This is a genomic window from Sphingomonas sp. BK580, assembly GCF_014194975.1.
GTDB lineage: Bacteria > Pseudomonadota > Alphaproteobacteria > Sphingomonadales > Sphingomonadaceae > Sphingomonas.
In genome coordinates this window covers 134,019-154,412 of sequence record NZ_JACIAY010000006.1, presented here as the reverse complement: position 1 = coordinate 154,412, position 20,394 = coordinate 134,019, and the positions used below count along the sequence as shown (strand labels likewise).

Annotated in this window: 22 protein-coding genes; 12 read left to right on the top strand and 10 right to left on the bottom strand. The window is 72.4% G+C overall.

Translation table 11 applies throughout. The features are described 5' to 3' along the window. Window positions 1–14: 14 nt before the first annotated feature. On the top strand, window positions 15–1,412 hold the full coding sequence (locus FHY05_RS12660) for an efflux transporter outer membrane subunit (protein WP_183944758.1): 1,398 nt from the start codon (window positions 15–17) through the stop codon (window positions 1,410–1,412). A 7-nt stretch (window positions 1,413–1,419) separates the two neighbouring features. Here the strand turns inward: FHY05_RS12660 and FHY05_RS12655 are convergent, their stop codons facing one another. From FHY05_RS12655 to thrC, 3 genes are all read right to left on the bottom strand, one after another. Beyond that, window positions 1,420–1,845, bottom strand: coding sequence for a DUF1810 domain-containing protein (locus FHY05_RS12655; RefSeq protein WP_183944755.1), 426 nt, complete (start codon window positions 1,843–1,845; stop codon window positions 1,420–1,422). A gap of 692 nt (window positions 1,846–2,537) precedes the next feature. Then, the gene (locus FHY05_RS12650) at window positions 2,538–3,407 is read right to left on the bottom strand and encodes a class I SAM-dependent methyltransferase (RefSeq protein ID WP_183944754.1); all 870 of its coding nucleotides are present in this window, start codon (window positions 3,405–3,407) and stop codon (window positions 2,538–2,540) included. A gap of 5 nt (window positions 3,408–3,412) precedes the next feature. Next, window positions 3,413–4,810 carry a threonine synthase gene (thrC, locus tag FHY05_RS12645; protein ID WP_183944752.1) on the bottom strand — a complete coding sequence of 466 codons (1,398 nt, stop codon included), beginning with the start codon at window positions 4,808–4,810 and terminating at the stop codon, window positions 3,413–3,415. 98 nt (window positions 4,811–4,908) lie between these two features. Here thrC and FHY05_RS12640 point away from each other — a divergent pair, with 98 nt between their 5' ends. Then, complete coding sequence (locus FHY05_RS12640; RefSeq protein WP_183944750.1) at window positions 4,909–6,135, top strand: cyclopropane-fatty-acyl-phospholipid synthase family protein; 1,227 nt, start codon at window positions 4,909–4,911, stop codon at window positions 6,133–6,135. 112 nt (window positions 6,136–6,247) lie between these two features. On the opposite strand, the gene FHY05_RS12635 is transcribed toward FHY05_RS12640, so the two are convergent. Next, the gene (locus FHY05_RS12635; protein WP_183944748.1) at window positions 6,248–6,682 is read right to left on the bottom strand and encodes an EF-hand domain-containing protein; all 435 of its coding nucleotides are present in this window, start codon (window positions 6,680–6,682) and stop codon (window positions 6,248–6,250) included. A gap of 117 nt (window positions 6,683–6,799) precedes the next feature. Between FHY05_RS12635 and FHY05_RS12630 the strand changes: the two genes are divergently transcribed. After that, a complete protein-coding gene (locus tag FHY05_RS12630) occupies window positions 6,800–8,017 on the top strand; it encodes an argininosuccinate synthase (protein WP_183944747.1) in 1,218 nt (405 codons plus the stop codon). 319 nt (window positions 8,018–8,336) lie between these two features. Here the strand turns inward: FHY05_RS12630 and FHY05_RS12625 are convergent, their stop codons facing one another. Both FHY05_RS12625 and FHY05_RS12620 read right to left on the bottom strand, forming a co-directional pair. Next, window positions 8,337–9,371 (bottom strand): diguanylate cyclase, encoded by a 1,035-nt coding sequence (locus tag FHY05_RS12625; RefSeq protein WP_311732471.1) that lies wholly within the window; start codon window positions 9,369–9,371, stop codon window positions 8,337–8,339. A gap of 162 nt (window positions 9,372–9,533) precedes the next feature. Further along, complete coding sequence (locus FHY05_RS12620) at window positions 9,534–10,079, bottom strand: peroxiredoxin (RefSeq protein WP_183944744.1); 546 nt, start codon at window positions 10,077–10,079, stop codon at window positions 9,534–9,536. Between the two features lie 253 nt (window positions 10,080–10,332). On the opposite strand from FHY05_RS12620, the gene crtY reads away from it, so the two are divergent. The 3 genes from crtY to FHY05_RS12605 are packed head-to-tail and all read left to right on the top strand — an operon-like array spanning window position 10,333 to window position 13,322. After that, a complete protein-coding gene (gene crtY / locus FHY05_RS12615) occupies window positions 10,333–11,493 on the top strand; it encodes a lycopene beta-cyclase CrtY (RefSeq protein WP_183944741.1) in 1,161 nt (386 codons plus the stop codon). Further along, window positions 11,490–12,962 (top strand): phytoene desaturase, encoded by a 1,473-nt coding sequence (locus FHY05_RS12610; RefSeq protein ID WP_183944740.1) that lies wholly within the window; start codon window positions 11,490–11,492, stop codon window positions 12,960–12,962. The genes crtY and FHY05_RS12610 overlap by 4 nt, the downstream gene beginning before the upstream one ends. A gap of 9 nt (window positions 12,963–12,971) precedes the next feature. Next, complete coding sequence (locus tag FHY05_RS12605; protein ID WP_183944739.1) at window positions 12,972–13,322, top strand: energy transducer TonB; 351 nt, start codon at window positions 12,972–12,974, stop codon at window positions 13,320–13,322. Between the two features lie 27 nt (window positions 13,323–13,349). Here the strand turns inward: FHY05_RS12605 and FHY05_RS12600 are convergent, their stop codons facing one another. Then, complete coding sequence (locus tag FHY05_RS12600; RefSeq protein ID WP_183944738.1) at window positions 13,350–13,694, bottom strand: hypothetical protein; 345 nt, start codon at window positions 13,692–13,694, stop codon at window positions 13,350–13,352. A gap of 106 nt (window positions 13,695–13,800) precedes the next feature. Between FHY05_RS12600 and FHY05_RS12595 the strand changes: the two genes are divergently transcribed. From FHY05_RS12595 to FHY05_RS12580, 4 genes are all read left to right on the top strand, one after another. Next, on the top strand, window positions 13,801–14,196 hold the full coding sequence (locus tag FHY05_RS12595; protein WP_183944737.1) for a hypothetical protein: 396 nt from the start codon (window positions 13,801–13,803) through the stop codon (window positions 14,194–14,196). 60 nt (window positions 14,197–14,256) lie between these two features. Then, window positions 14,257–14,838 carry a TIGR00730 family Rossman fold protein gene (locus FHY05_RS12590; RefSeq protein WP_183944736.1) on the top strand — a complete coding sequence of 194 codons (582 nt, stop codon included), beginning with the start codon at window positions 14,257–14,259 and terminating at the stop codon, window positions 14,836–14,838. 24 nt (window positions 14,839–14,862) lie between these two features. Then, window positions 14,863–15,819 carry a phytoene/squalene synthase family protein gene (locus tag FHY05_RS12585; RefSeq protein WP_183944735.1) on the top strand — a complete coding sequence of 319 codons (957 nt, stop codon included), beginning with the start codon at window positions 14,863–14,865 and terminating at the stop codon, window positions 15,817–15,819. A 160-nt stretch (window positions 15,820–15,979) separates the two neighbouring features. Continuing rightward, complete coding sequence (locus FHY05_RS12580; RefSeq protein WP_183944734.1) at window positions 15,980–16,363, top strand: hypothetical protein; 384 nt, start codon at window positions 15,980–15,982, stop codon at window positions 16,361–16,363. Between the two features lie 24 nt (window positions 16,364–16,387). Here FHY05_RS12580 and FHY05_RS12575 read toward each other — a convergent pair whose 3' ends face one another. From FHY05_RS12575 to FHY05_RS12565, 3 genes are read right to left on the bottom strand one after another with little or no spacing between them, the layout of a single operon-like run. After that, window positions 16,388–16,762, bottom strand: a complete 375-nt coding sequence (locus tag FHY05_RS12575) for a Rap1a/Tai family immunity protein (protein ID WP_183944733.1) — start codon at window positions 16,760–16,762, stop codon at window positions 16,388–16,390. Further along, on the bottom strand, window positions 16,759–17,607 hold the full coding sequence (locus FHY05_RS12570; RefSeq protein ID WP_260181530.1) for a hypothetical protein: 849 nt from the start codon (window positions 17,605–17,607) through the stop codon (window positions 16,759–16,761). The genes FHY05_RS12575 and FHY05_RS12570 overlap by 4 nt, the downstream gene beginning before the upstream one ends. Window positions 17,608–17,621: 14 nt before the next feature. Beyond that, a complete protein-coding gene (locus FHY05_RS12565) occupies window positions 17,622–17,933 on the bottom strand; it encodes a hypothetical protein (protein WP_183944732.1) in 312 nt (103 codons plus the stop codon). A gap of 248 nt (window positions 17,934–18,181) precedes the next feature. Here FHY05_RS12565 and FHY05_RS12560 point away from each other — a divergent pair, with 248 nt between their 5' ends. Continuing rightward, entirely contained in the window at window positions 18,182–19,528 is a 1,347-nt protein-coding gene (locus FHY05_RS12560; protein ID WP_183944731.1) for a TldD/PmbA family protein, read from the top strand. Continuing rightward, window positions 19,521–20,315, top strand: a complete 795-nt coding sequence (locus FHY05_RS12555; RefSeq protein WP_183944730.1) for a 3'(2'),5'-bisphosphate nucleotidase CysQ — start codon at window positions 19,521–19,523, stop codon at window positions 20,313–20,315. The genes FHY05_RS12560 and FHY05_RS12555 overlap by 8 nt, the downstream gene beginning before the upstream one ends. Window positions 20,316–20,394 lie beyond the last annotated feature (79 nt).

Here is a 20,394-nt window from a genome sequence, read left to right as displayed (position 1 = left end):
AAACGAGAGAGACGATGATCAAGCATTGGCTCGCCGCCACCGCCACGCTGGCGCTCGCCGCCTGCGCCGCCGGCCCCGACTATCGCGCCCCCGCCACCGCGGCGAGCGCGGCCGCTTCCTTCCTCGGCGCCGGTGGACCGACGCTCGCCGCCGCGCCCGACGATCACTGGTGGCGGCTGTACGACGATCCCGTGCTCAACGGGCTGGTCGAGTCGGCGCTCGCCGCCAACACCGACGTGCGAGTCGCCACCGCGCGGCTCGAGCGCGCGCGCGCGTCGCTCCGCGAGGTCCGCAACGACCGCACCCCGCAGGCGACGCTCGGCGCCAGCGGGACCTACAACCGCTTCTCGCTGGCGCAGCGCCCGCCCGGCGTGAGCGGCGAGACCTGGCTGATCGACGGCGGGCTCGACGTCTCCTACGAGGTCGACCTGTTCGGCCGCGTCTCGCGCGGGGTCGAGGCGGCGCGCGGCGACGTCGCGGCGGCCGCGGCCGACGCCGACGCGGTGCGGGTCGCCGTCGTGGCGGACACCACGCGCGCCTATGCCGACGCCGCCGCCGCGGCGGCGCGGATCGCGGTGGCGGAGCGGATCGTCGCCTTGCTCGACCGCCAGGTCGGCACCACCGAGCGCCGCACCGAGGCGGGGCTGACCACCCCGCTCGACACCGCGCGGATCGCCGCGCTGCGCGACCAGCGCCGCGCCGATATCCCCTCGCTCGTCGCCGAGCGCCAGGCGGCGTTGTTCCGGCTGGCGACGCTGACCGGGCGCACCCCGCAGGAGCTGCCTCCTGTGGCCGGCGAGCGCGCCACCGCGCTGCGGATCGAGCAGGCCATCCCGGTCGGCGACGGCGCGGCGCTGCTCGCGCGCCGCCCCGACGTGCGTGCCGCCGAGCGCCGCCTCGCCGCCGCCACCGCGCGGATCGGGGTGGCCACCGCCGACCTCTACCCGCGCATCACCTTGGGCGGATCGGTCGGGCAGACCAGCACCGGCTTCGGCAATCTGTTCGGCGCGGGGCCGCTCAACTTCCTCATCGGGCCGCTGCTCAATTGGGCGGTCAACCCTGGCAAGGCGCGCGCGCGGGTGGCCGGGGCCGAGGCCGACACGCGCGCCGCGCTCGCGACCTTCGACGGCACGGTCCTGACCGCGCTGGGCGAGACCGAGACCGCGCTCTCCAATTACGCGCGCTCGCTCGAGCGCCGCGCCGCGCTCCAGCAGGCGCTGGGCCAGGCCGACCGCGCCGCGCGGATCACGCGCGCGCAGCGCCGCGAGGGGCAGATCGACAGCCTGTCGCAGCTCGACGCCGAGCGCACGCTCGCCGACGCGCAGGCCGCGCTGGCGCTGCAGGATCAGCTGGTCGCCGACGCGCAGGTCGACCTGTTCCGCGCGCTCGGCGGGCGCTGGACCGCGGCGTGACGTGAGGTCAGCGCTCGAGCAGCCGCAGCGTCGCGGGATCGGGTGATTCGAAGAAGGCGGCGAGCGTCTCGCGCACCGCGGCCGGTGCGCCCGCCCGGTCGAACAGCGTCAGCGACGAGCGCAGCTTGATCGCGTCGATCCCACCCATGATCGCGGCGGCGTCGCGGCCGCGGTGGGCCAGCAGCGCAGCGGCGCTCTCGGCATAGCGCGCGCCGAGCAGCGGGTGCGCGAGATAGGCGCGCGCCTCGGCCAGGTCGCGGATCGCGTAACGCCGCGCCATGTCGCTGTGGCCGAGGCCGGCGATCTGGGGGAAGATATACCACATCCAGTGGCTGCGCTTGGCACCGGCGCGCAGCTCGGCGGGCGCGGTGGCATAGCTGGTCGCCTGCGCGGCGACGAAGCGGTCGAGGGTGGTGTCGGCGGCGCGGTCCATGCCGCGGGCAACGTACGGTGCGCGGCGCGGTGCCGTGATCAGGCGATCACGGCACTCGCGACGTCGACGTAGATCAGCAGCGCGGTGGTGGCGAAGCTGGCGGCGGTGAGCAGCAGCGCGTGCGGCAGCGAGGGCAGGCGGGTCATCGTCACGGCTCCGCTCAGGCGATCGGCAGGACGGGGACGGCGGCGCCGACCATCATCGCGGCGACGGTGAACGCGGCGACGACGGTGGCGAGCGGGCGGGCGAGATCGGCGAAACGAGCGGTCATGGTAGGTCTCCCTGGTGGGTGTCGGCCGGGCCATCCGGTCGATGCCAGCCACTTTGCAGGGGGCGTGCCAAGTCGAGAAAACGGCGGAAAAGCGCGCTTATCTGATGATCCGGTCGGTGGGATGGCGGATTCTACCGGTGCGATGCGGTAGGATCGGCCAAAGGTTGGCAGTGTCCGGCGCCATCTCCGCCCGGGGCGCGCCTCCCTCGTTGCCAATGTCGTGGGGGCGGTGATCCAGACACGCAGCGAAGGTGTTGGAGCCGCGCCGACGATGCGTCTGGATCCCCGCCTCCGCGAGGATGACGGAAGGAAGGAGGTCTCGCCTTCGTCGGCCGGGACTGCGCACGGCGCTCGTGAGACGCGGGCGTGGCTGGGTGGCCGTCGCCTGTCCGCTCGGCGCGCCGCCCCGCGATCCAACCCGCTACCGCGACCAGCGCGCCCAGATCGCGGTCGGCAGCGCCAGCCCGCGCGCTTCCTCGCGCACCGCCAGCTCGCCCGCCTCCACCGTGCCGGGCAGGTCGGCGAAGGCCTGGCGCAGCATCTCGCCGATCGCCAGCGCCGACATGCGCACCGCGTAGACGGTGAGGAACAGGTAGCGCGACTCGGCGTCGAGCAGCCGCCGGCAGTCGGCGATCAGCCCGGGCAGGTCCTCCTCCAGCCGCCACACCTCGCCGGTCGGCCCCCGCCCGTATTTGGGCGGGTCGAGCAGGATCCCGTCGTAGCGCCGCTCGCGCCGCACCTCGCGCGCGACGAACTTGGCGGCGTCGTCGATGATCCAGCGCACCGGCGCGTCGCTCAGCCCCGACAGCAGCGCGTTGCCGCGCGCCGCCTCGACCGACTTCTTCGAGGCGTCGACGTGCACCATCCGCGCGCCCTCGCTCGCCAGCGCCAGCGTGCCCACGCCGGTGTAGCCGAACAGGTTGAGGCACTCGGGCGATCCGACGCCGGCGAGTCGCTCGCGCATCCACGCCCAGACCGGCGCCATGTCGGGGAAGAAGCCGAGGTGGCGAAACGGCGTGGTCTGGGCGGTGAAGCGCACCTTGTCCCACGCCAGCGACCAGCCCTCACGCGGCACCGGCTCGCTGAAATCCCAGCGGCCGCCGCCCTCCTCGTCGCTGCCCGGCACGAAGGCGCCGTGCGCGCGCCAGTCGTCGCGCGCGGGCGCCCAGAGCGCCTGCGGCTCGGGGCGGATGAAGCGGAAGCGGCCGTAGCGCTCCAGCTTGCGCCCGTTGCCCGAATCGATCAGCCCGTAATCGGCCCAGGGCTCGCCGGTGAGCGTGACGAGGTCCATGCCCCTCAGCCGCGCGGGACGGCGTGCGACGCGACGTGAGCGCTCACCGCCGCGTAGGTGGCGTCGAGCGTGACGCAGCGCTCCTCGCGTTCGAACAGGTCGCCGACGCGCGCCGGCAGCGACGGCCGCACGCCGGTGGCGCGCTCCACCGCGTCGCCGAACTTCGCCGGGTGCGCGGTGGCGAGCGTCACCATCGGCACGTCGGGGGTGAGGTGGCGCCGGGCCGCCGCCAGCGCGATCGCGGTGTGGGGGTCGATCACCTGCCCGGCGCGCTCGCAGGCGTGGCGCATCGCCAGCGCCATGCCGTCGGGGTCGACTCGCTCACCGACGAACAGCCCCGCCGCACCCTCGCGCTGGGTGTTGCTCAGCCGCATCGCGCGCTCCGCCTCGAAGCCGCGCATCTGCGTCGCCAGCGCGGCGCCGTCGCGCCCGCCGAGATCGTACAGCAGCCGCTCGAAGTTGCTCGACACCTGGATGTCCATCGAGGGCGTCGCGGTCGGCACCACCTCGCGGCTCGAGTAATCGCCGGTGGTGAGCGCGCGCGCGAGGATGTCGTTGACGTTGGTGGCGACCACCAGCTTCGCCACCGGCAGCCCCATGCGCGCGGCGACATAGCCGGCGAAGACGTCGCCGAAATTGCCCGTCGGCACGCTGAACGCGACCGCGCGCGCCGGCGCGCCGAGCCGCACCGCGGCGTAGAAATAGTAGACCACCTGCGCCATCAGCCGCGCCCAGTTGATCGAGTTCACCGCGGACAGGCGGAAACGTCCGGCGAAGGCGGCGTCGTTGAACATCGCCTTCACCAGCGCCTGCGCGGTGTCGAAGTCGCCGCGGATCGCGATATTGTGGACGTTGGGCGCGCCCACCGTGGTCATCTGCCGGCGCTGCACCTCGCTCACCCGGCCCTCGGGGTGGAGCATGAAGATGTCGATGCCCGCGCGCCCCGCCACCGCGTCGATCGCGGCCGAGCCGGTGTCGCCGCTGGTCGCGCCGATGATCGTGAGATGCTCGGTCGTGCCGGTGAGGAAGCGCTCGAACAGCAGCCCGAGCAGCTGGAGCGCGACGTCCTTGAAGGCCAGCGTCGGCCCGTGGAACAGCTCGAGCAGCCACTGGTCATGGTCGAGCTGGACGAGCGGGGTCACCGCGTCATGCGCGAACCGGCCGTAAGCGGTGTCGCACAGCGCGCGCAGCTCGTCCTCGCTCAGCGACCCTGCCACGAAGGGCGCCATCACCGCCGCCGCGGTCTCGGCGTAGCTCTTGCCCGCCAGCGCGGCGATCTGCTCCTCGGACAGCGTCGGCCAGGCCTCGGGAACGTAGAGCCCGCCGTCGGCGGCGAGGCCGGCGAGCGTCGCGCCCGCGAAGTCGAGCGTGGGGGCGGTGCCGCGAGTGCTGACGTAGCGCATGGGAAAGGTCGCCTAGAGCGCGGCGCGCGCGCGCGCAACGCTCGCCGACTCACCGAGGCTATGGATTGCGCGATGCAACCTTATTAGCAGAGGCCGTCATGGCACTCATCGACGTCTTCCTCAGCCGCGCGATCAAGCGCGGGCGCCTCACCCTCACCAAGCCCGACGGCAGCACCGCCAGTTTCGGCAGCGACGATCCCGCGCTCAAGCCGGTCGCGATCCGTATCACCGACCGCTCGGTGTACCGCGCGCTCGTCGCCGACCCGGCGCTCGGCGCGGGCGAGTCGTTCATGGACGGCAAGCTGATCGTCGAGCAGGGCGACATCCTCGACCTGCTGCTGCTCGCGACGTCGAACAGCCGCTGGGAGAATGGCGTCAACCGCCTCGCCGCCAATCGCTGGCGCACGCTCAAGGGGCAGATCCGTCATCGCCTCACCGGCAACCAGGCCAAGGCGTCGAAGCGCAACGTCGCGCATCACTACGACCTGTCCGACCGGCTGTACGATCTCTTCCTCGACGCCGACAAACAGTACAGCTGCGCCTATTACACCGATCCGACCAACTCGCTCGAGCAGGCGCAGGCCGACAAGAAGGCGCATATCGTCGCCAAGCTGGCGCTCAAGCCGGGGATGCGCGTGCTCGACATCGGCTGCGGCTGGGGTGGCATGGCGCTGTACATCCATGCCAGGACCGGCGCCGAGGTGCTGGGCATCACGCTCTCCGAGGAGCAGCTCAAGGTCGCGCGCCGCCGCGCCGAGGAGGCGGGCGTCGCCGACAAGGTCAAGTTCGAGCTGATCGACTATCGCGCGCTGGAAGGGCCGTTCGACCGGATCGTCTCGGTCGGCATGTTCGAGCATGTCGGATTGCGCAACTTCCGCACCTATTTGAGCAAGTGCCGCGACCTGCTCACCCCCGACGGCGTCATGCTGCTGCACACGATCGGGCGCGCCGACGGCCCCAACTTCACCGACAAGTTCACCGACAAGTACATCTTCCCCGGCGGCTATATTCCGGCCCTGTCCGAGGTGCTTGCGGCCAACGAGTTCATCCGCTGGTTCGTCACCGACGTCGAGGTGCTGCGGATGCACTATGCCATGACGCTGCGGGCGTGGTACGAGCGGACCGTCGCCGAGCGCGACGCGATCGTCGCGCTGTACGACGAACGCTTCTTCCGCATGTGGACCTTCTACCTGGCGGGGGCGATCGTCTCCTTCACCAACGGACCGCTGGTGAACTACCAGATCCAGTTCAGCCGCGACCGGCTCGGCCTGCCGCTGACGCGCGACTACATGATCGAAGAGGAGCGGCGGCTGCGGGGCAGTTAAGAGTGGTCGCCGGCCGCCGCACCGGCGTGCTCCTGCGAACGCAGGAGCCCAGGACCGCGAGCGCGACGTGCGTGACTCTGGGCACCTGCGTTCGCAGGAGCACCGGACGGCGTCACTTCTTCGGCGCCGCCCCGCCCTTGGCGACCCCATCCGCCATGGCGCGGGCGCGCGCGGCCTCGGCGGCGTCGACCTTCCCGTCATGGTTGAGGTCGTAGGCCGAGAAGACCGCGCCCATCAGCTGGTCCGACTCGGCGCGGCTGAGCCGCCCGTCCTTGTCGAGGTCGCCGCGCGCCATCACCAGCGCGGCGACGCGCTTGGCATGCACCGCGTCGAGGGTCTTGCCGCGGATCTTCATCTTGGCCATCCGCCCCTCCAGCTCGGCGAGCGAGAGATAGCCGTCCTTGTTGGTGTCCGAGGCGGCGAACTCGGAGTCGAGCTTGGCGGTGGCGGTGGCGCGAGTCTCCTGCGCCATGGCGGCGACCGTCAGCGCCGGTGTGGCGAGCAGCGCGACGAGCGCGGCGGCGAGCGTGGTGTGCGTCGTGAGCATGCGCGGCGGCTTGGCGGCGGGCGCTTGTACGCGCGGTGAACGGTCGCGCGCGGCACCGGCGCGGTTGCCTCCCGCGGCGCGCTCGCGTAGCGCCCGCGCGCGAAAGGAGCCTGCCCCATGACCGACCAGATCAAGCGCGTCGTCCTCGCTTATTCCGGAGGACTCGACACCAGCGTGATCCTGAAATGGCTCCAGACCGAATATCAGTGCGAGGTGGTGACCTTCACCGCCGATCTGGGCCAGGGCGAGGAGCTGGAGCCCGCGCGCGCCAAGGCCGAGCTGATGGGGATCAAGCGCGAGCATATCTTCATCGACGACCTGCGCGAGGAGTTCGTGCGCGACTACGTCTTCCCGATGATGCGCGCCAACGCGCTGTACGAGGGGCTCTACCTGCTCGGCACCTCGATCGCGCGGCCGCTGATCGCCAAGCGCCAGATCGAGATCGCGGCGCAGGTCGGCGCGGACGCGGTGAGCCACGGCGCCACCGGCAAGGGCAACGACCAGGTCCGCTTCGAGCTCGGCTATTATGCGCTCAACCCCGACATCAAGGTGATCGCGCCGTGGCGCGAGTGGAACCTCACCAGCCGCTCCAGGCTGATCGAGTTCGCCGAGGCTCACCAGATCCCGGTGAGCAAGGACAAGCGCGGCGAGGCGCCCTTCTCGACCGACGCCAACCTGCTCCACACCTCGTCCGAGGGGAAGGTGCTGGAGGACCCGTGGGACGAGGTGCCCGATTACGTCTACTCGCGCACGGTCAACCCCGAGGACGCGCCCGACACCCCCGAGACGATCACGATCGACTTCGAGCGCGGCGACGGCGTCGCGCTCAACGGCGAGGCGTGCTCGCCCGCGACGCTGCTGGCCAAGCTCAACGAGCTCGGGCGCAAGCACGGCATCGGCCGGCTCGACCTGGTCGAGAATCGCTTCGTCGGCATGAAGAGCCGCGGCATGTACGAGACGCCGGGCGGCACGATCTACGCGCTGGCCCACCGCGGGATCGAGCAGATCACGCTCGACCGCGGCGCCGCGCACCTCAAGGACGAACTGGCGCCGCGCTACGCCGAGCTGGTCTATAACGGCTTCTGGTTCTCGCCCGAGCGCGAGATGCTCCAGGCCGCGGTGGATCATTCGCAGGCCAAGGTGAGCGGCACGGTGCGGCTCAAGCTGTACAAGGGCCAGGCGGTGGTCACCGGGCGCCGCTCGCCGCACTCGCTCTACTCGGAGAAGGTGGTGACCTTCGAGGACGACCAGGGCGCCTATGACCAGCGCGACGCCGCGGGCTTCATCAAGCTTAACGCGCTGCGCCTGCGCCTGCTGGGCCGGCGCGATCGGTGAAAGCGTGAGGAAGGGGCGAGCGAGGCAAGCGCCCCTTCCCTTCTCTGCCTCCGCCGAGCCGTCCGTCATCCCGGGCCTCGCCCGGGATCCGTGGTGCCGCGACGACCGCGGCGGTCGCTCTCGTCGAGACATGATTGCCGGCGCGAGCCTGTGCCGAGCGACGCCGCAGGTCGCGTCGAGCGGGCGGGCATGACGATCATGGTGAGCCATGGGCGAGGATGCCGAAGCGATCGCCCGGGACGATCCGGGTGATCGGCGCTCAGCGACGCTGAGGCTGAGACGGAGCGGTCAGCGTCGGAAGCATGAGGCTGAACCCTCGCTACGCCACCATCGTCCGCGCGCGCCCCTGTTCCTTGGCGCGGTAGAGCGCCGCATCGGCGCGCGCCACCAGCGCGGCGCGCCCCTCGCTCGCGGGCCCCTCGGACACACCTGCCGAGAAGGAGACGGTGCCGATCGGCTCGCCGGTCTCGCGCACGCGCAGCCGGCGCTCGCCGATATGCGCGCGCACGCGATCGATCCGCGCCGCCGCCTCGGCCGGCGCGACGCCCTCGAACAGCATCGCGAACTCCTCGCCGCCGTAGCGCGCCACCAGGCAGCCGCCCTCGTCCGCGAGCGTACGCGCGACGGTGCGGATCACGCGGTCGCCCACCGGATGGCCGAAACTGTCGTTGATCCGCTTGAAATGGTCGATGTCGCACATCGCGATCGTCACCCGCGTGCCCGGCGCGAGCGCGGCGAAGGCCTCGTCGAAGGCGCGGCGGTTCGGCAGCTCGGTCAGCGGATCGGTGCGCGCCGAGCCCCGCGCCTCGTCCAGGGCGGCGCGCAGTTCCTCGGTCTCGCGCCGCGTGCTCTCCAGCTTGGCCTCGGCGTGCTGGACGCGCTCGATCATCGCCGCGGTGAGCCGGCTGATCTCCTCCACCCCCGCGTCGGCGCCGACGTCGCGCATCTGCGCCGCCGAGCGCGCCAGGTCGCGGCCGAAGTCGTTGGCCTCGGCATGCGCGATCCGCACCGTGTCGCCGAAGCCGTCGAGTTGGTGGAGCACGCGCTCGATCATCGCCTCCTGCGTGGCGGCGTCGGCGGTCATCTCGGCGTCGTCGGCGAGCGCGGCGGGTGCGCCGCTGAGCGCGGTACCGCCGAGCTGCTCGATGTCGCGCGCGGTCAGCCGCACGCCGCCGTCGGTCAGCTCGGCGACGCGGCGCGCGATCAGCCCGTCGGGCTGCGCGATCACCGCATAAGCGAAGGCGTAATGCGCGGGGTCGGGGCTGAGCCGATGCGCCGACAGGAACGCGCCGACGCGAGTGAACAGGCGGTCGCCCGCCGTCCCCTGCCGTCCGTCGACCGCCCTGCTCGCCACTCGTCCGCCCCCGATCGGCCCCGCCCGGTACCGCCCCATCCGGCCGGCACGCCCCCACGCGCCGGCGACGCGCCGCCTGCCGCGACCCGCCGGACGGGGACGCTAGCGCCCGACTCGCTAAGATATGGTGACTCGGCGTTGACCGCGCCGAGTCATGCGCGATCAGCCCTGCTTGAGCTTCTGCACCGCGGCGAGCGTCAGCGCGACATGCTCGGCGGGGTTCATGTCGTCATGGACGAAGACGACCTTGCCGTCGCGGCCGATGACGTAGCTGGTCCGGCTGGTGACGCTCTTGCCCTTCACCGCGCGGCCGAGCGCGACGTCATAGCCCGCCACCACCTTGGGGCCGGCGCTGGCGACCGCGAACTTGCCCGCGCATTCGCTCGACGAGAAGCGCTGCAGGTCCTCGACATTGTCGGCCGACATGCCGATCACGGTCGCGCCCGCGGCGCGGAAGGCGTCGACCTTCTCGGCGAAGGCGCGCGCCTCGGCGTTGCAGCCCGAGGTGAAGGCGGCCGGGAAGAAATAGAGCACCACCGGCCCGCGGCGGAGCTGCTCGCGCAGGCTGATCGGCACCACCTTGCCCGCGATCGCGCCGCGGGTGGAGAAATCGGGCGCGGCGGCGCCGGGCTTGAGCGTCGCCGCGGCCGGGACGGCGAGCGCGGCGGAGAGGGCGACGGTGACGGCGGTGATGACGGCGCGGCGCATGGCGGTCGGCTCCAGCAGAGGAAGGCGCGTCTTGTAGCGCGCTCCTGGACGGTAGGACAGGGGTGGGAGGCGGGGCGCTGCCTCTACTGTTTGCCGCCAGCGCGGACTCGGTCCGGGATGGCGGGGGCGTGCTGCCTCCGCTTCACCGTCGTCCCCCGATCGGCGCTCCCTTCCGCCCCCACCGCCTCTGGTCCGCTCCTTCCGCTGTCGCGCCGGGCTTCCCCGCGCGGCTGCGATAGGTTAGCGCCGGACCATGCCCGCGACCCACAGATGCGACCTGGCGATCGTCGGCGGCGGTCTCGCCGGCGCGCTGATCGCGCTCGCGGTTCACGCGCGCCATCCCTTGCTCGACGTGCGACTGATCGAGGCGGGCGAGATGATCGGCGGCAACCATCTCTGGTCCTTCTTCGCCGGCGACGTCGCGCGCGCCGACCGCCACCTGATCGCCCCGCTGGTGGCGCATGCGTGGCCGAGCTACGACGTCCGCTTCCCGGCGCACGCGCGCCATCTCGCCCAGGCCTATTACTCGGTCCGCTCGACCGGGCTCGACTCGCACGTCCGCGCCACCTTGCCGCGGCGTGCGCTGATGACCGGGCGGCGCGTGCTGGCGTGCAGCCCCACCGCGGTGGTCTTCGCCAACGGCGACCGGCTGACCGCCGCCGGCGTGATCGACGCGCGCGGCGCGGGCGATCTCACCGCGCTCGACTGCGGCTGGCAGAAGTTCGTCGGCCACGAGCTGCGCGTCGCCGGGGCGCACGGCGTCGTCCGGCCGGTGGTGATGGACTCGACCGTGGCGCAGCGCGACGGCTATCGCTTCGTCTACCTGCTGCCCTTCGCCGCCGACCGACTGCTCGTCGAGGACACCTATTACAGCGACTCGCCCGCGCTCGACGTCGCCGCGGTGGCGGCGCGGGTCGAGCGCTACGCCGCCGACAAGGGGTGGAGCGTCACCGCGACGATCCATCGCGAGCAGGGCGTGCTGCCGGTGGTCTATGGCGGCGATTTCGAGGCCTATTGGCGCAGCGGCGGGAGCAAGCTGGCCAAGGCGGGCGTTCGGGCGGGGCTGTTCCATCCCACCACGGGCTACTCGCTGCCCGACGCGGTGCGGCTGGCGCAGCTGATCGCGGCGCAGCACGACTTCTCGGGTGCGGCGCTGCACGATCTCACCTATGTCTATGCGGCGCGGCTGTGGGCGGCGCGGCGCTTCTACCGGATGCTCGACCTCATGCTCTTCAAGGCCGCCGACCCCGACCAGCGCTACCGCGTGCTGGAACGCTTCTACCGCCTGCCCGCGCCGCTGGTGGCGCGCTTCTACGCCGCGCGCTCGACCGCGCTCGACAAGGCGCGCGTGCTGAGCGGGCGGCCTCCCGTGCCGCTCGGCCGCGCCATCGCCGCGCTGCGGGGTACGGCATGACGCGCGCGGTGGTGGTCGGCGCCGGCTTCGGTGGGCTGGCGCTGGCGATCCGGCTGCAGTCCGCCGGGGTCGAGACGATCGTGCTCGAGTCACGCGACAAGCCCGGTGGGCGCGCGTACGTGTGGCAGCGCGACGGCTTCACCTTCGACGCCGGGCCGACCGTGATCACCGATCCGGCCTGTCTCGAGGAATTGTGGGCGCTCTCCGGCCAGACCATGGCGAGCGACGTCGCGCTGGAGGCGGTGCAGCCCTTCTATCGGCTCAACTGGCCCGACGGCACCAACTTCGACTATACCAACGACGACCAGGTGCTGCGGGCCGAGATCGCCAAGCTCAACCCCGCCGACGTCGCGGGCTACGCGCGCTTCCTCGACTATTCCGCCGGCGTCTACCGCGAAGGCTATGAGAAGCTCGGCCATGTCGCCTTCCTCGACTTCGCGTCGATGATCAAGGCGGCGCCGGCGCTGGCCAAATACCAGGCGTGGCGCTCGGTCTACTCGATCGTGTCCAAGTTCGTGAGCGACGAGCGGCTGCGCCAGGCGCTGTCGTTCCACACTTTGCTGGTGGGCGGCAACCCGATGACGACCAGCGCGATCTACGCGCTGATCCACAAGCTGGAGCGCGACGGGGGCGTGTGGTTCGCGCGCGGCGGCACCAACCGGCTGATCGCGGGCATGGTGACTCTGTTCGAGCGGCTGGGCGGCACGCTGCGGCTGAACGACGCGGTGACGCGGATCGAGACGCTGGGCGACCGCGTCACCGCGGTGGAGACCGCCAGCGGCTGGAGCATGCCGACCGACATGCTCGCCGCCAACGCGGACATCCTCCACGTCTACAAGGATCTGCTGCCCGGCTCGGGGGCGGCGAAGCGGACCGCGGCGCGGCTCGAGCGCAAGCGCTACTCGCCCTCGCTGTTCGTGGTGCACTTCGGCATCAAGGGCAGCTGGCCCGGCATCCCGCACCACATGATCCTTTTCGGCCCGCGCTATAAGGGGCTGCTCGACGACATCTACGATCACGGCGTGCTGAGCGAGGACTTCTCGCTCTACCTCCACCACCCCACCGTCACTGACCCGAGCCTCGCGCCCGAGGGCTGCTCGACCTTCTACGCGCTCGCCCCGGTGCCGCACATGGGCAAGTACACCGGCAACTGGGAGACGGTGCGCCCGATCCTGGAGAAGCGCATCCTCGACGAGGTCGGGCGCCGGCTGATCCCCGACATCGATGACCGGATCGTCACGAAATTCAGCTACGCGCCGACCGACTTCGCGGCCGACCTCAACGCGCACCTCGGCAGCGCCTTCTCGCTCGAGCCGGTGCTGACGCAGAGCGCCTATTTCCGCGTCCACAACCGCGACGACGCGATCCCGAACCTGTATTTCGTCGGCGCGGGTACGCATCCGGGCGCGGGCATCCCGGGGGTGGTCGGCAGCGCCAAGGCCACCGCGGCGCTGATGCTGGCGCGGTAGCCGACGGCGATGATCGCCGCCTTCGTGACGTTGCTCGCGGCGATGCAGGCGCAGCCAGCTTCGATCGCCACGCCGCCGGAGATCGACAGCCGCCCTGGACGACCGCTCGGCGTGTTCCCCTACCCTGCCGAGGCGCTGCGACGTCGCCAGGAGGGCACGACGGTCTTGTCGCTGCACGTAAGCGCGAAGGGCCGGGTCACCTCTTGCGCCGTGTCGCAGAGCAGCGGCGCCGACTCGCTTGACCAGGCGAGTTGCACCTTCGCGCGCACCCTGCGCTATCGCCCGGCGCGCGACGCGAGCGGCAACGCTGTGCCCGCGCCAACGAGCTTTCCCATGCACTGGCGCCTGCCGCCGGGGTGAGCCCCTCTCCCGTCAGGCTGCCCTGCCTCACGGCCGCTCGCCCCGCGCGCGGCGTTGCGTGACCGACGCGCGGTCCCACCAGGCGCGCTCGAGCAGCAGCGCGACCCGCGCGTCGGCGTCGGCGCCGTAGCGTACCAGCACCGCCGGCCAGCCGCGGTAATGGTCGGTCTCCCAGAAGGTGGCGGGATCGGTCTCGATCAGCACCTCCTTCTCGACCGACGCGACGTGAAGGACGAAACTGGCGCGATCCGGCGCGGTGGTGGCGGCGAGCATCTTGCCGCGCAGCAGCAAGGCCGGCTTGCCGTAGCTGGTGCCGAGCACCACCCCGGGCAGCGTCAGCCCGGTCGCGACGACGTCGTCCCAGTCTCTCATGGCGCGTCTCTCCCGCGGGTGAGCATAGATCGACTGCCCCGATCTGGCGACGTCACGGTGACGAGCGCCGCCGCATCTGCTTCGCTGCGCGTCGAGGGAGATCGAGATGCCCGCCACGCTGCTCATCGCCGCACTGCTGGCGACGATGCCCGCATCGCCCCGCTGCGGCGCCCGCGGTCCCGCGGTCGAGACGTTGCGCGCGCTGCCCGCGGCGGCGCGGCTCGAGCTGTCGCGCTATCTCACCCCCGGCGGCATCGCCGACGCGGGGCAGCGCCACGACGCGATCGACGTCCGCCACCCCGGCGTGCCGCGCCATCGCTTCGTCCGCGCCGAGCGTCGGGGAAACGAGTGGATCGTCCGCTACGAGTCAGGCGGCATCGCCGCGCGCTGGGACAGTGTCACGCTGGTGCCCGTCGTCGACGACGGTCGTCCGCCGCGCTACGTCGCGCGCGCGGGTGACGGCTGCCCGCCCCCGCCCGCCGCGACGGCATCGCACCGCTGAGCGCGGAGCAGCCGCGCGCGCCATTGCCCCCGGCACGCGCTTCCCCTAGCGCTCGCGGCCATGAAGCGCCTCGCCATCTACTGCGGCTCCGCCACCCCCGCCGATCCCTTCTACCTCGAGCTCGCGCGCGAGGTCGGCCATACCCTCGCCGAGCGCGGCATCGGGGTGGTCTACGGCGGCGGGCGGCTCGGGCTGATGGGCGCGATCGCCGACTCGGCGCTGGCCGCGGGCGGCGAGGTGATCGGCGTGATCCCGCAGGCGCTGGTCGACGCCGAGGTGGCGCATCGCGGGCTCACCGAGCTCCACGTCGTGCCCGGCATGCACCAGCGCAAGCAGCTCTTCACCGACCTCGCCGACGGCTTCGTCACGCTGCCGGGCGGCACCGGCACGATGGATGAGCTATGGGAGGCGCTGAGCTGGGCGCAGCTCGGCTATCACGCCGACCCGGTCGGGCTGCTCAACGCGCGCGGCTATTACGACGAGCTCGTCGCCTTCTGGGCGAAGATGGGCGAGGTCGGCTTCCTGCGCGCGCAGCACCGCGACCTGCTGATCGTCGGCGAGACGCTGGAGCAGCTGCTCGACGCGATGGCGGCGCACGCGCCGACGCAGCCGATCGTCCGCATGGCCGCCAGCGACCTGTGAGCGCATTTCGGTGAGGGGGGGCACGTGACCGACTCGCGCGCCGCGCTGGTGGCGACGGCGCGCGACTCGATCGCGCGCGGCTCGAAGAGCTTCGCCGCCGCCTCGCAGCTGTTCGCGCCGGACGTGCGCGAGCGCGCCTGGCTGCTCTACGCCTGGTGCCGCCGCTGCGACGATCTCGTCGACGGGCAGGATCACGGCCATGATCGCCGCGTCGTCGCCGACGCGCCCGCGCGGGTCGCGGAGGTGCGCCGGCTCAGCGCCGCCGCACTCGCGGGCGAGCCGACCGGCGACCCCGCGTTCGACGCGCTCGGCGTGGTCGCGCGCGAGACTCGGCTGCCGCACCGCTTCGTCACCGACCTGATCGACGGCTTCCAGCTCGATGCCGACGACTGGCACCCGCGCTCCGAGCCGGACCTGTACCGCTACTGCTACCATGTCGCCGGTTCGGTCGGCTGTATGATGGCGGTGGTGATGGGGGTACCGCCCGAGGACGAGGCGACGCTCGACCGCGCCTGCGACCTCGGGCTCGCCTTCCAGCTCGCCAACATCGCGCGCGACATCGAGGAAGACGATCGGGTGGCGCGCTGCTACCTGCCCGACGAGTGGCTCGCCGAGATGGACGTTCCGCCCGGCCAGCACATGAAGCCGCCGTTCCGCGACCGGCTGGTGGTGCTCGCGCGGCGGCTGGCGGCGCGCGCCGAGCTGCACGAGGCGAGCGCGAGGGTGGGCACCAAGGCGCTGTCCTACCGCTCGGCCTGGGCGGTGCTGGCGGCGGCGGGGATCTACGGCGACATCGCGCGCCGGGTCGCGGCGCGCGGCGCGCATGCGTGGGACCATCGCGTCACCACGAGCAAGCGCGAGAAGCTCGCCTGGATCGCGCGCGCGGCGTGGCAGGCGGCGCGGCGGCAGCGGATCGCCGACACGCCGCGCGACCCGCGGCTGTGGACGCGGCCGCGCTCATCGCCCCGCTGGTCGAGCTGAGCCGTGCTCCGGCGCACGCCGGAGCCCAGTGCGACGAGCGTCATCGTCAGTGACGCTGGGCTCCTGCGTGCGCAGGAGCACGAGCGGGACGCCGGTGGAGGGGCACCCGAAACCAACGCGCGCGCGAGTCATTGATCCAGGTGAGAGGAGACCCCGCCCGATGACGAGACTTGCCCTGATCGCCCCCTTGGCTGCCCTGGCCCTGGCCGCGTGCGGCGACCGCGTCGAGGAACATGCCGACCGTACCGGCAACGCCATCGCGGGCGAGATCGGCGCGGCCGCGGACAATGTCGCCGCCGGCGTCGATTCGTTGACCGACACGATGGCCAACCAGGTGGACAGCGTCGCCGCGCGCTCACTCGACCGCGCCGCCGACCGGATCGACGACGCCTCGCGCCGGCTCGAGGACGACGTGCGCCGCCATGCCGACCGCGCGCGCGACCGCGCCGGAGACGCGCTCAGCGACGCGGGCGAGCGGTTGCGCAACCGCGACGTGCCCGCCGACCGTCGCGTCGATACACCTGCCCCTGACGAGCGACGCTGAGCCGGACTCGCCCGGCCGGCGCTGTCACCGTCGCTTGCGGGTCGCCTTGGCCTTCGGCTTGGGTTTGGGCGTCGGCGCGGCCTTGCACGGAAAGGCTTCCTTGAGGCCCTGGCGCACGACGAAGGCCGGCGCCGCGCTCGACTTCTTGCCCTGCTTCCGCAGATACTTCCGTGCCGCCGCGGTGACCGCGACGTTGGAGCTGCGGTCCGGCGCGGGGCAGATCTGTCGCGCGCTCGACAGCGCGTCGAAAGCGGCGAGCATATAGCCGGTGCAGAAGTCGGCGGTGGGGTCGTCGTCCTTGCCGCGGCACAGCTCGACCAGCTGGGGCGTCGTCAGCGAGCTCACCACCACGGGGCGGTCCGCCGCCGCCAACAGCGCCGCGAGCAGCAGCGCGCTCACCGCGCCGCGCCCGACCCGGTCGCCGCGTCGGCCGCGGCGAGGTAAGGCAGCAGCCGCACGCGCGGGAAGACCTCATCGAGCGGTTTCACGTCCGGCGTGATGTAGACGATGCCGCCGCGCTTCTCGAACTGCGGGCGCAGCTTGCCGTTATAGAAGCGCGCGCCGACGTTGATGCAGCCGAACGAGATGCGATTGTCCTCGGGCGAGGGCGACAGCAGGCGCTCGACGCGATGCTCGTTCTTGTGGAGGCTGGTGACGACGTGCATCGCCACCGCGTTGGCGTAATCGACCCACAGCACGCGCTGGCGCCCGAAGGCACGGCCGAACTTGGTGACGAAGCGGCCTGCGGGGGTGGTGCGCTCGGCCGGGCCGATATCGTCGAGGTTCTTGGCGCCGACCCCGGGCGTGGAATCGTCGCCGAGGCCGACGCCGAGCAGCACCGGCGTCTCGCCGAGGAAGTCGCCGTTGGCGGCGAAGAGATACAGCGTCGCGGCGGGCTTATCGATCACCGCATAGGGCAGCTTGCCGTTGTCACGCGACGCGGCGACCCAGGCGATCATTCGCTCGGCGTTCTCCGATCGCGGCATCGCCGGCGCGGACTCGGCCGGGATCGCGACGGGCTTGGCCGCCTTCGAGGCTTTGCGGGCCGGCTTCTTCGCCGCCTTTGACGGCAGGGCCTTGGCGGTAGCCGGTCTGCGCGCGGGCGACGCCTGCGGCGCGGCCACCGCCGACCCCGACAGCGCCAGCGCTGCCAGCGTCGCGATGATCAGGCGACCCGCGCCGCGGGACGGACGGCCGGCCATATCGATGATGGTCGGCCGTGCCGCCCCGCGACGCGCGCGCATCGTGTCGTGGTGGCTCAGCCGCGCGGGCGACGCGCGCGCTGCTGCTGGAGCTGCTGCATCTGCTGCTCCGACGCGTCGACGCGGGTGCCGAGCTGATCGATCCGCTGGCTGTTCTGCTGCGCCTGGGCAGCGGCGGCCTGCGCCTGGGTCAGCGCCTGGCCCGAGGTCCCCTCGACCGTGCGCAGGCGACCGTCGAGGCCGTCGATACGCTGGTTCACCGTGGCGATCTGGTCACGGACGAAGCCCTTGGAGGCGCAGCCGCCGAGCCCGACGGCGCCGACCGCGATCAGCGTCAGGGCCGTGAAGCGGGGAAGGTTCGAACGCATCTACTTACCTCTCGTACCAAAATGGACAGATAGCGCGAATGCGCACGGGCAGGAGAACGTTCCGGCGCCTGAACGAAACGTTAATAGATGGTAAACAGCGCGGTGACCCGAGGCGGGACAGATGCCGTGACGAAGCGCGCCACCGCCCGCGCCGGCGCGCGGCGGCGGCCGGCCCCGCATCCATTCCGCGGTACAAGGCGTTGGCGGTGGACTAGCCACCGACTGGACCGCAGGCCTACACCACGCGCATGCTTACCCCCGACGAGGCGCAGGAGCGCGCCACCGACATCGTTCGCCGCGCCCGTGCGGCGGGCGCCGACGCCGCCGACGCGGTGTTCGCCGCCAATGCCTCGAGCGAGGTGTCGGTGCGACTCGGTGCGCTCGAGGATGTCGGCCGCTCGGAGGGCGCCGACCTCGGGCTGCGCGTCTTCGTCGGGCAGCGCTCGGCGAGCGTCTCCACCTCCGATCTCTCGGCCGAGTCGGTCGCGGTAACGGTCGAGCGCGCGGTGGCGATGGCGCGCGAGGCGCCGGAGGATCGCTGGGCCGGGCTCGCGCCCGAGTCGCGACTGATGCGGGGTGCCGCGCCGCTGCTCGACCTCGCCGACCGCGACGAACCCGATCCCGCCGCGCTGCGTGACGCCGCCGCGCGCGCGGAGGCTGCGGCGCGCGCGGTCGAGGGCGTCACCAACAGCGAGGGTGCCGGCGCGGCCTGGGGGCGAAGCGTCTGGGCGCTCGCCACCAGTCACGGGTTCGCCGGCGCCTATGAGGCGACCAGCCACACGCTCTCCGCCAGCGTGATCGCGGGGACGGGCGGCGCGATGCAGCGCGACCACGCCTTCCACGCCACCCGCCACCGTGCGCACCTCGATTCGCCCGAGGCGATCGGCGCGCTGGCGGGCGAGCGCGCCGCGGCGCGGGTCGGCGCCGGGCGCGCGCCGAGCGGCGCGATGCCGGTGGTGTTCGATCCGCGCGTCGGCGCGAGCCTGCTCGGCCATCTCAGCGGCGCCATCTCCGGCGGCGCGGTGACCCGGCGCACCAGCTTCCTGCTCGACTCGCTCGGCAGCGCGATCCTGCCCGCGGGCATCAACGTGATCGACGACCCGCACCGCCCGCACGGGCTGCGCTCGCGCCCGTTCGACGGCGAGGGGCTGCCGGTCTCGCCCGTGGCGATCGTCAGCGACGGCATGCTCGAGACCTGGCTGCTCGACAGCGCCTCGGCGCGTCAGCTCGGGCTCGAGCCCACCGGTCACGCCTCGCGCGGCATCGCCGGCGCGCCGGGGGTGACCACGAGCAACCTCTACATGGAGGCGGGCCACGTGCCGGTGGAGACGCTGATCGAGGACATCGTCGAGGGGATCTACGTCACCGAGCTGATCGGCCAGGGCGTCAACCCCGTCACCGGCGACTATAGCCGAGGCGCCGCCGGCTTCCTGATCGAGCGCGGCGCGCTCGGCCGGCCCGTGATCGAGTTCACCATCGCGGGCAACCTGAAGGACATGTTCCGCGCGCTCACGCCGGCGAACGACCTCACCTTCCGCCACGGCGTCAACGTGCCGACGCTGCGGATCGAGGGCATGACGGTGGCGGGTGGCTGACGCCGCGCTGGCCGACGCGGTGGCGGCGATCGCGCGCGAGGCGGGGCAGATGGCGTTCGCGCGCTGGCGCACCGATTTCGCGCGGTGGGAGAAAGCGCCCGGCAGCCCGGTGTGCGAGGTCGACATCGACGTCGACCGCATGCTCCACGCGCGGCTGGGCGCGCTGCTGCCCGACGCCGGCTGGCTCTCCGAGGAGACCGCCGACCGCCCCGACCGGCTCGCGCGCGAGCGGGTCTGGGTGGTCGACCCGATCGACGGCACGCGCGATTATATCCGCGGGCGCGCCGGCTGGTGCGTCTCGGTCGCGCTGATCGAGCACGGCCGCCCGGTGATCGGCGTGCTCGATGCGCCCGCGCGCGGCGAGGTCTGGTTCGCGCGCGCCGGCGCCGGCGCCACCGTGGCGCGCGAGGACGGCAGGCGCTTCGAGCTCGCGGCGGGCGACCGGCGCGACTTCGAGGGTGCGCGCGTGCCGGTGGACGCGCTGCCCAAGACCGATCGCACGCTGGTCGCGGTGGAGAAGCCCAACTCGATCGCGCTGCGCATCGCGATGGTGGCGAGCGACCGCGCCGATCTCGTCGCGACGCTGCGCTGGGGCAACGAGTGGGACATCGCCGCGGCCGTGCTGGTGGCGGGCGAGGCCGGCGCGACGGTGAGCGACGCGCTCGGCGCGCCGATCCTGTTCAACAAGCCCGACCCGCGCGCCTATGGCGTGCTGGTGACCGCGCCGGGCATCCACGCCGCCTCGGTGAAGCATCTCGCGGGGCGGGCGCGGGCGGTGATCGGGTAGGTAGGTCGCTCCCGCATCGCCGGCTGTCGCTCACCGTCGCGCCGGGCCGGGTACGGCATCCCCCGTCGGCACATGCGCT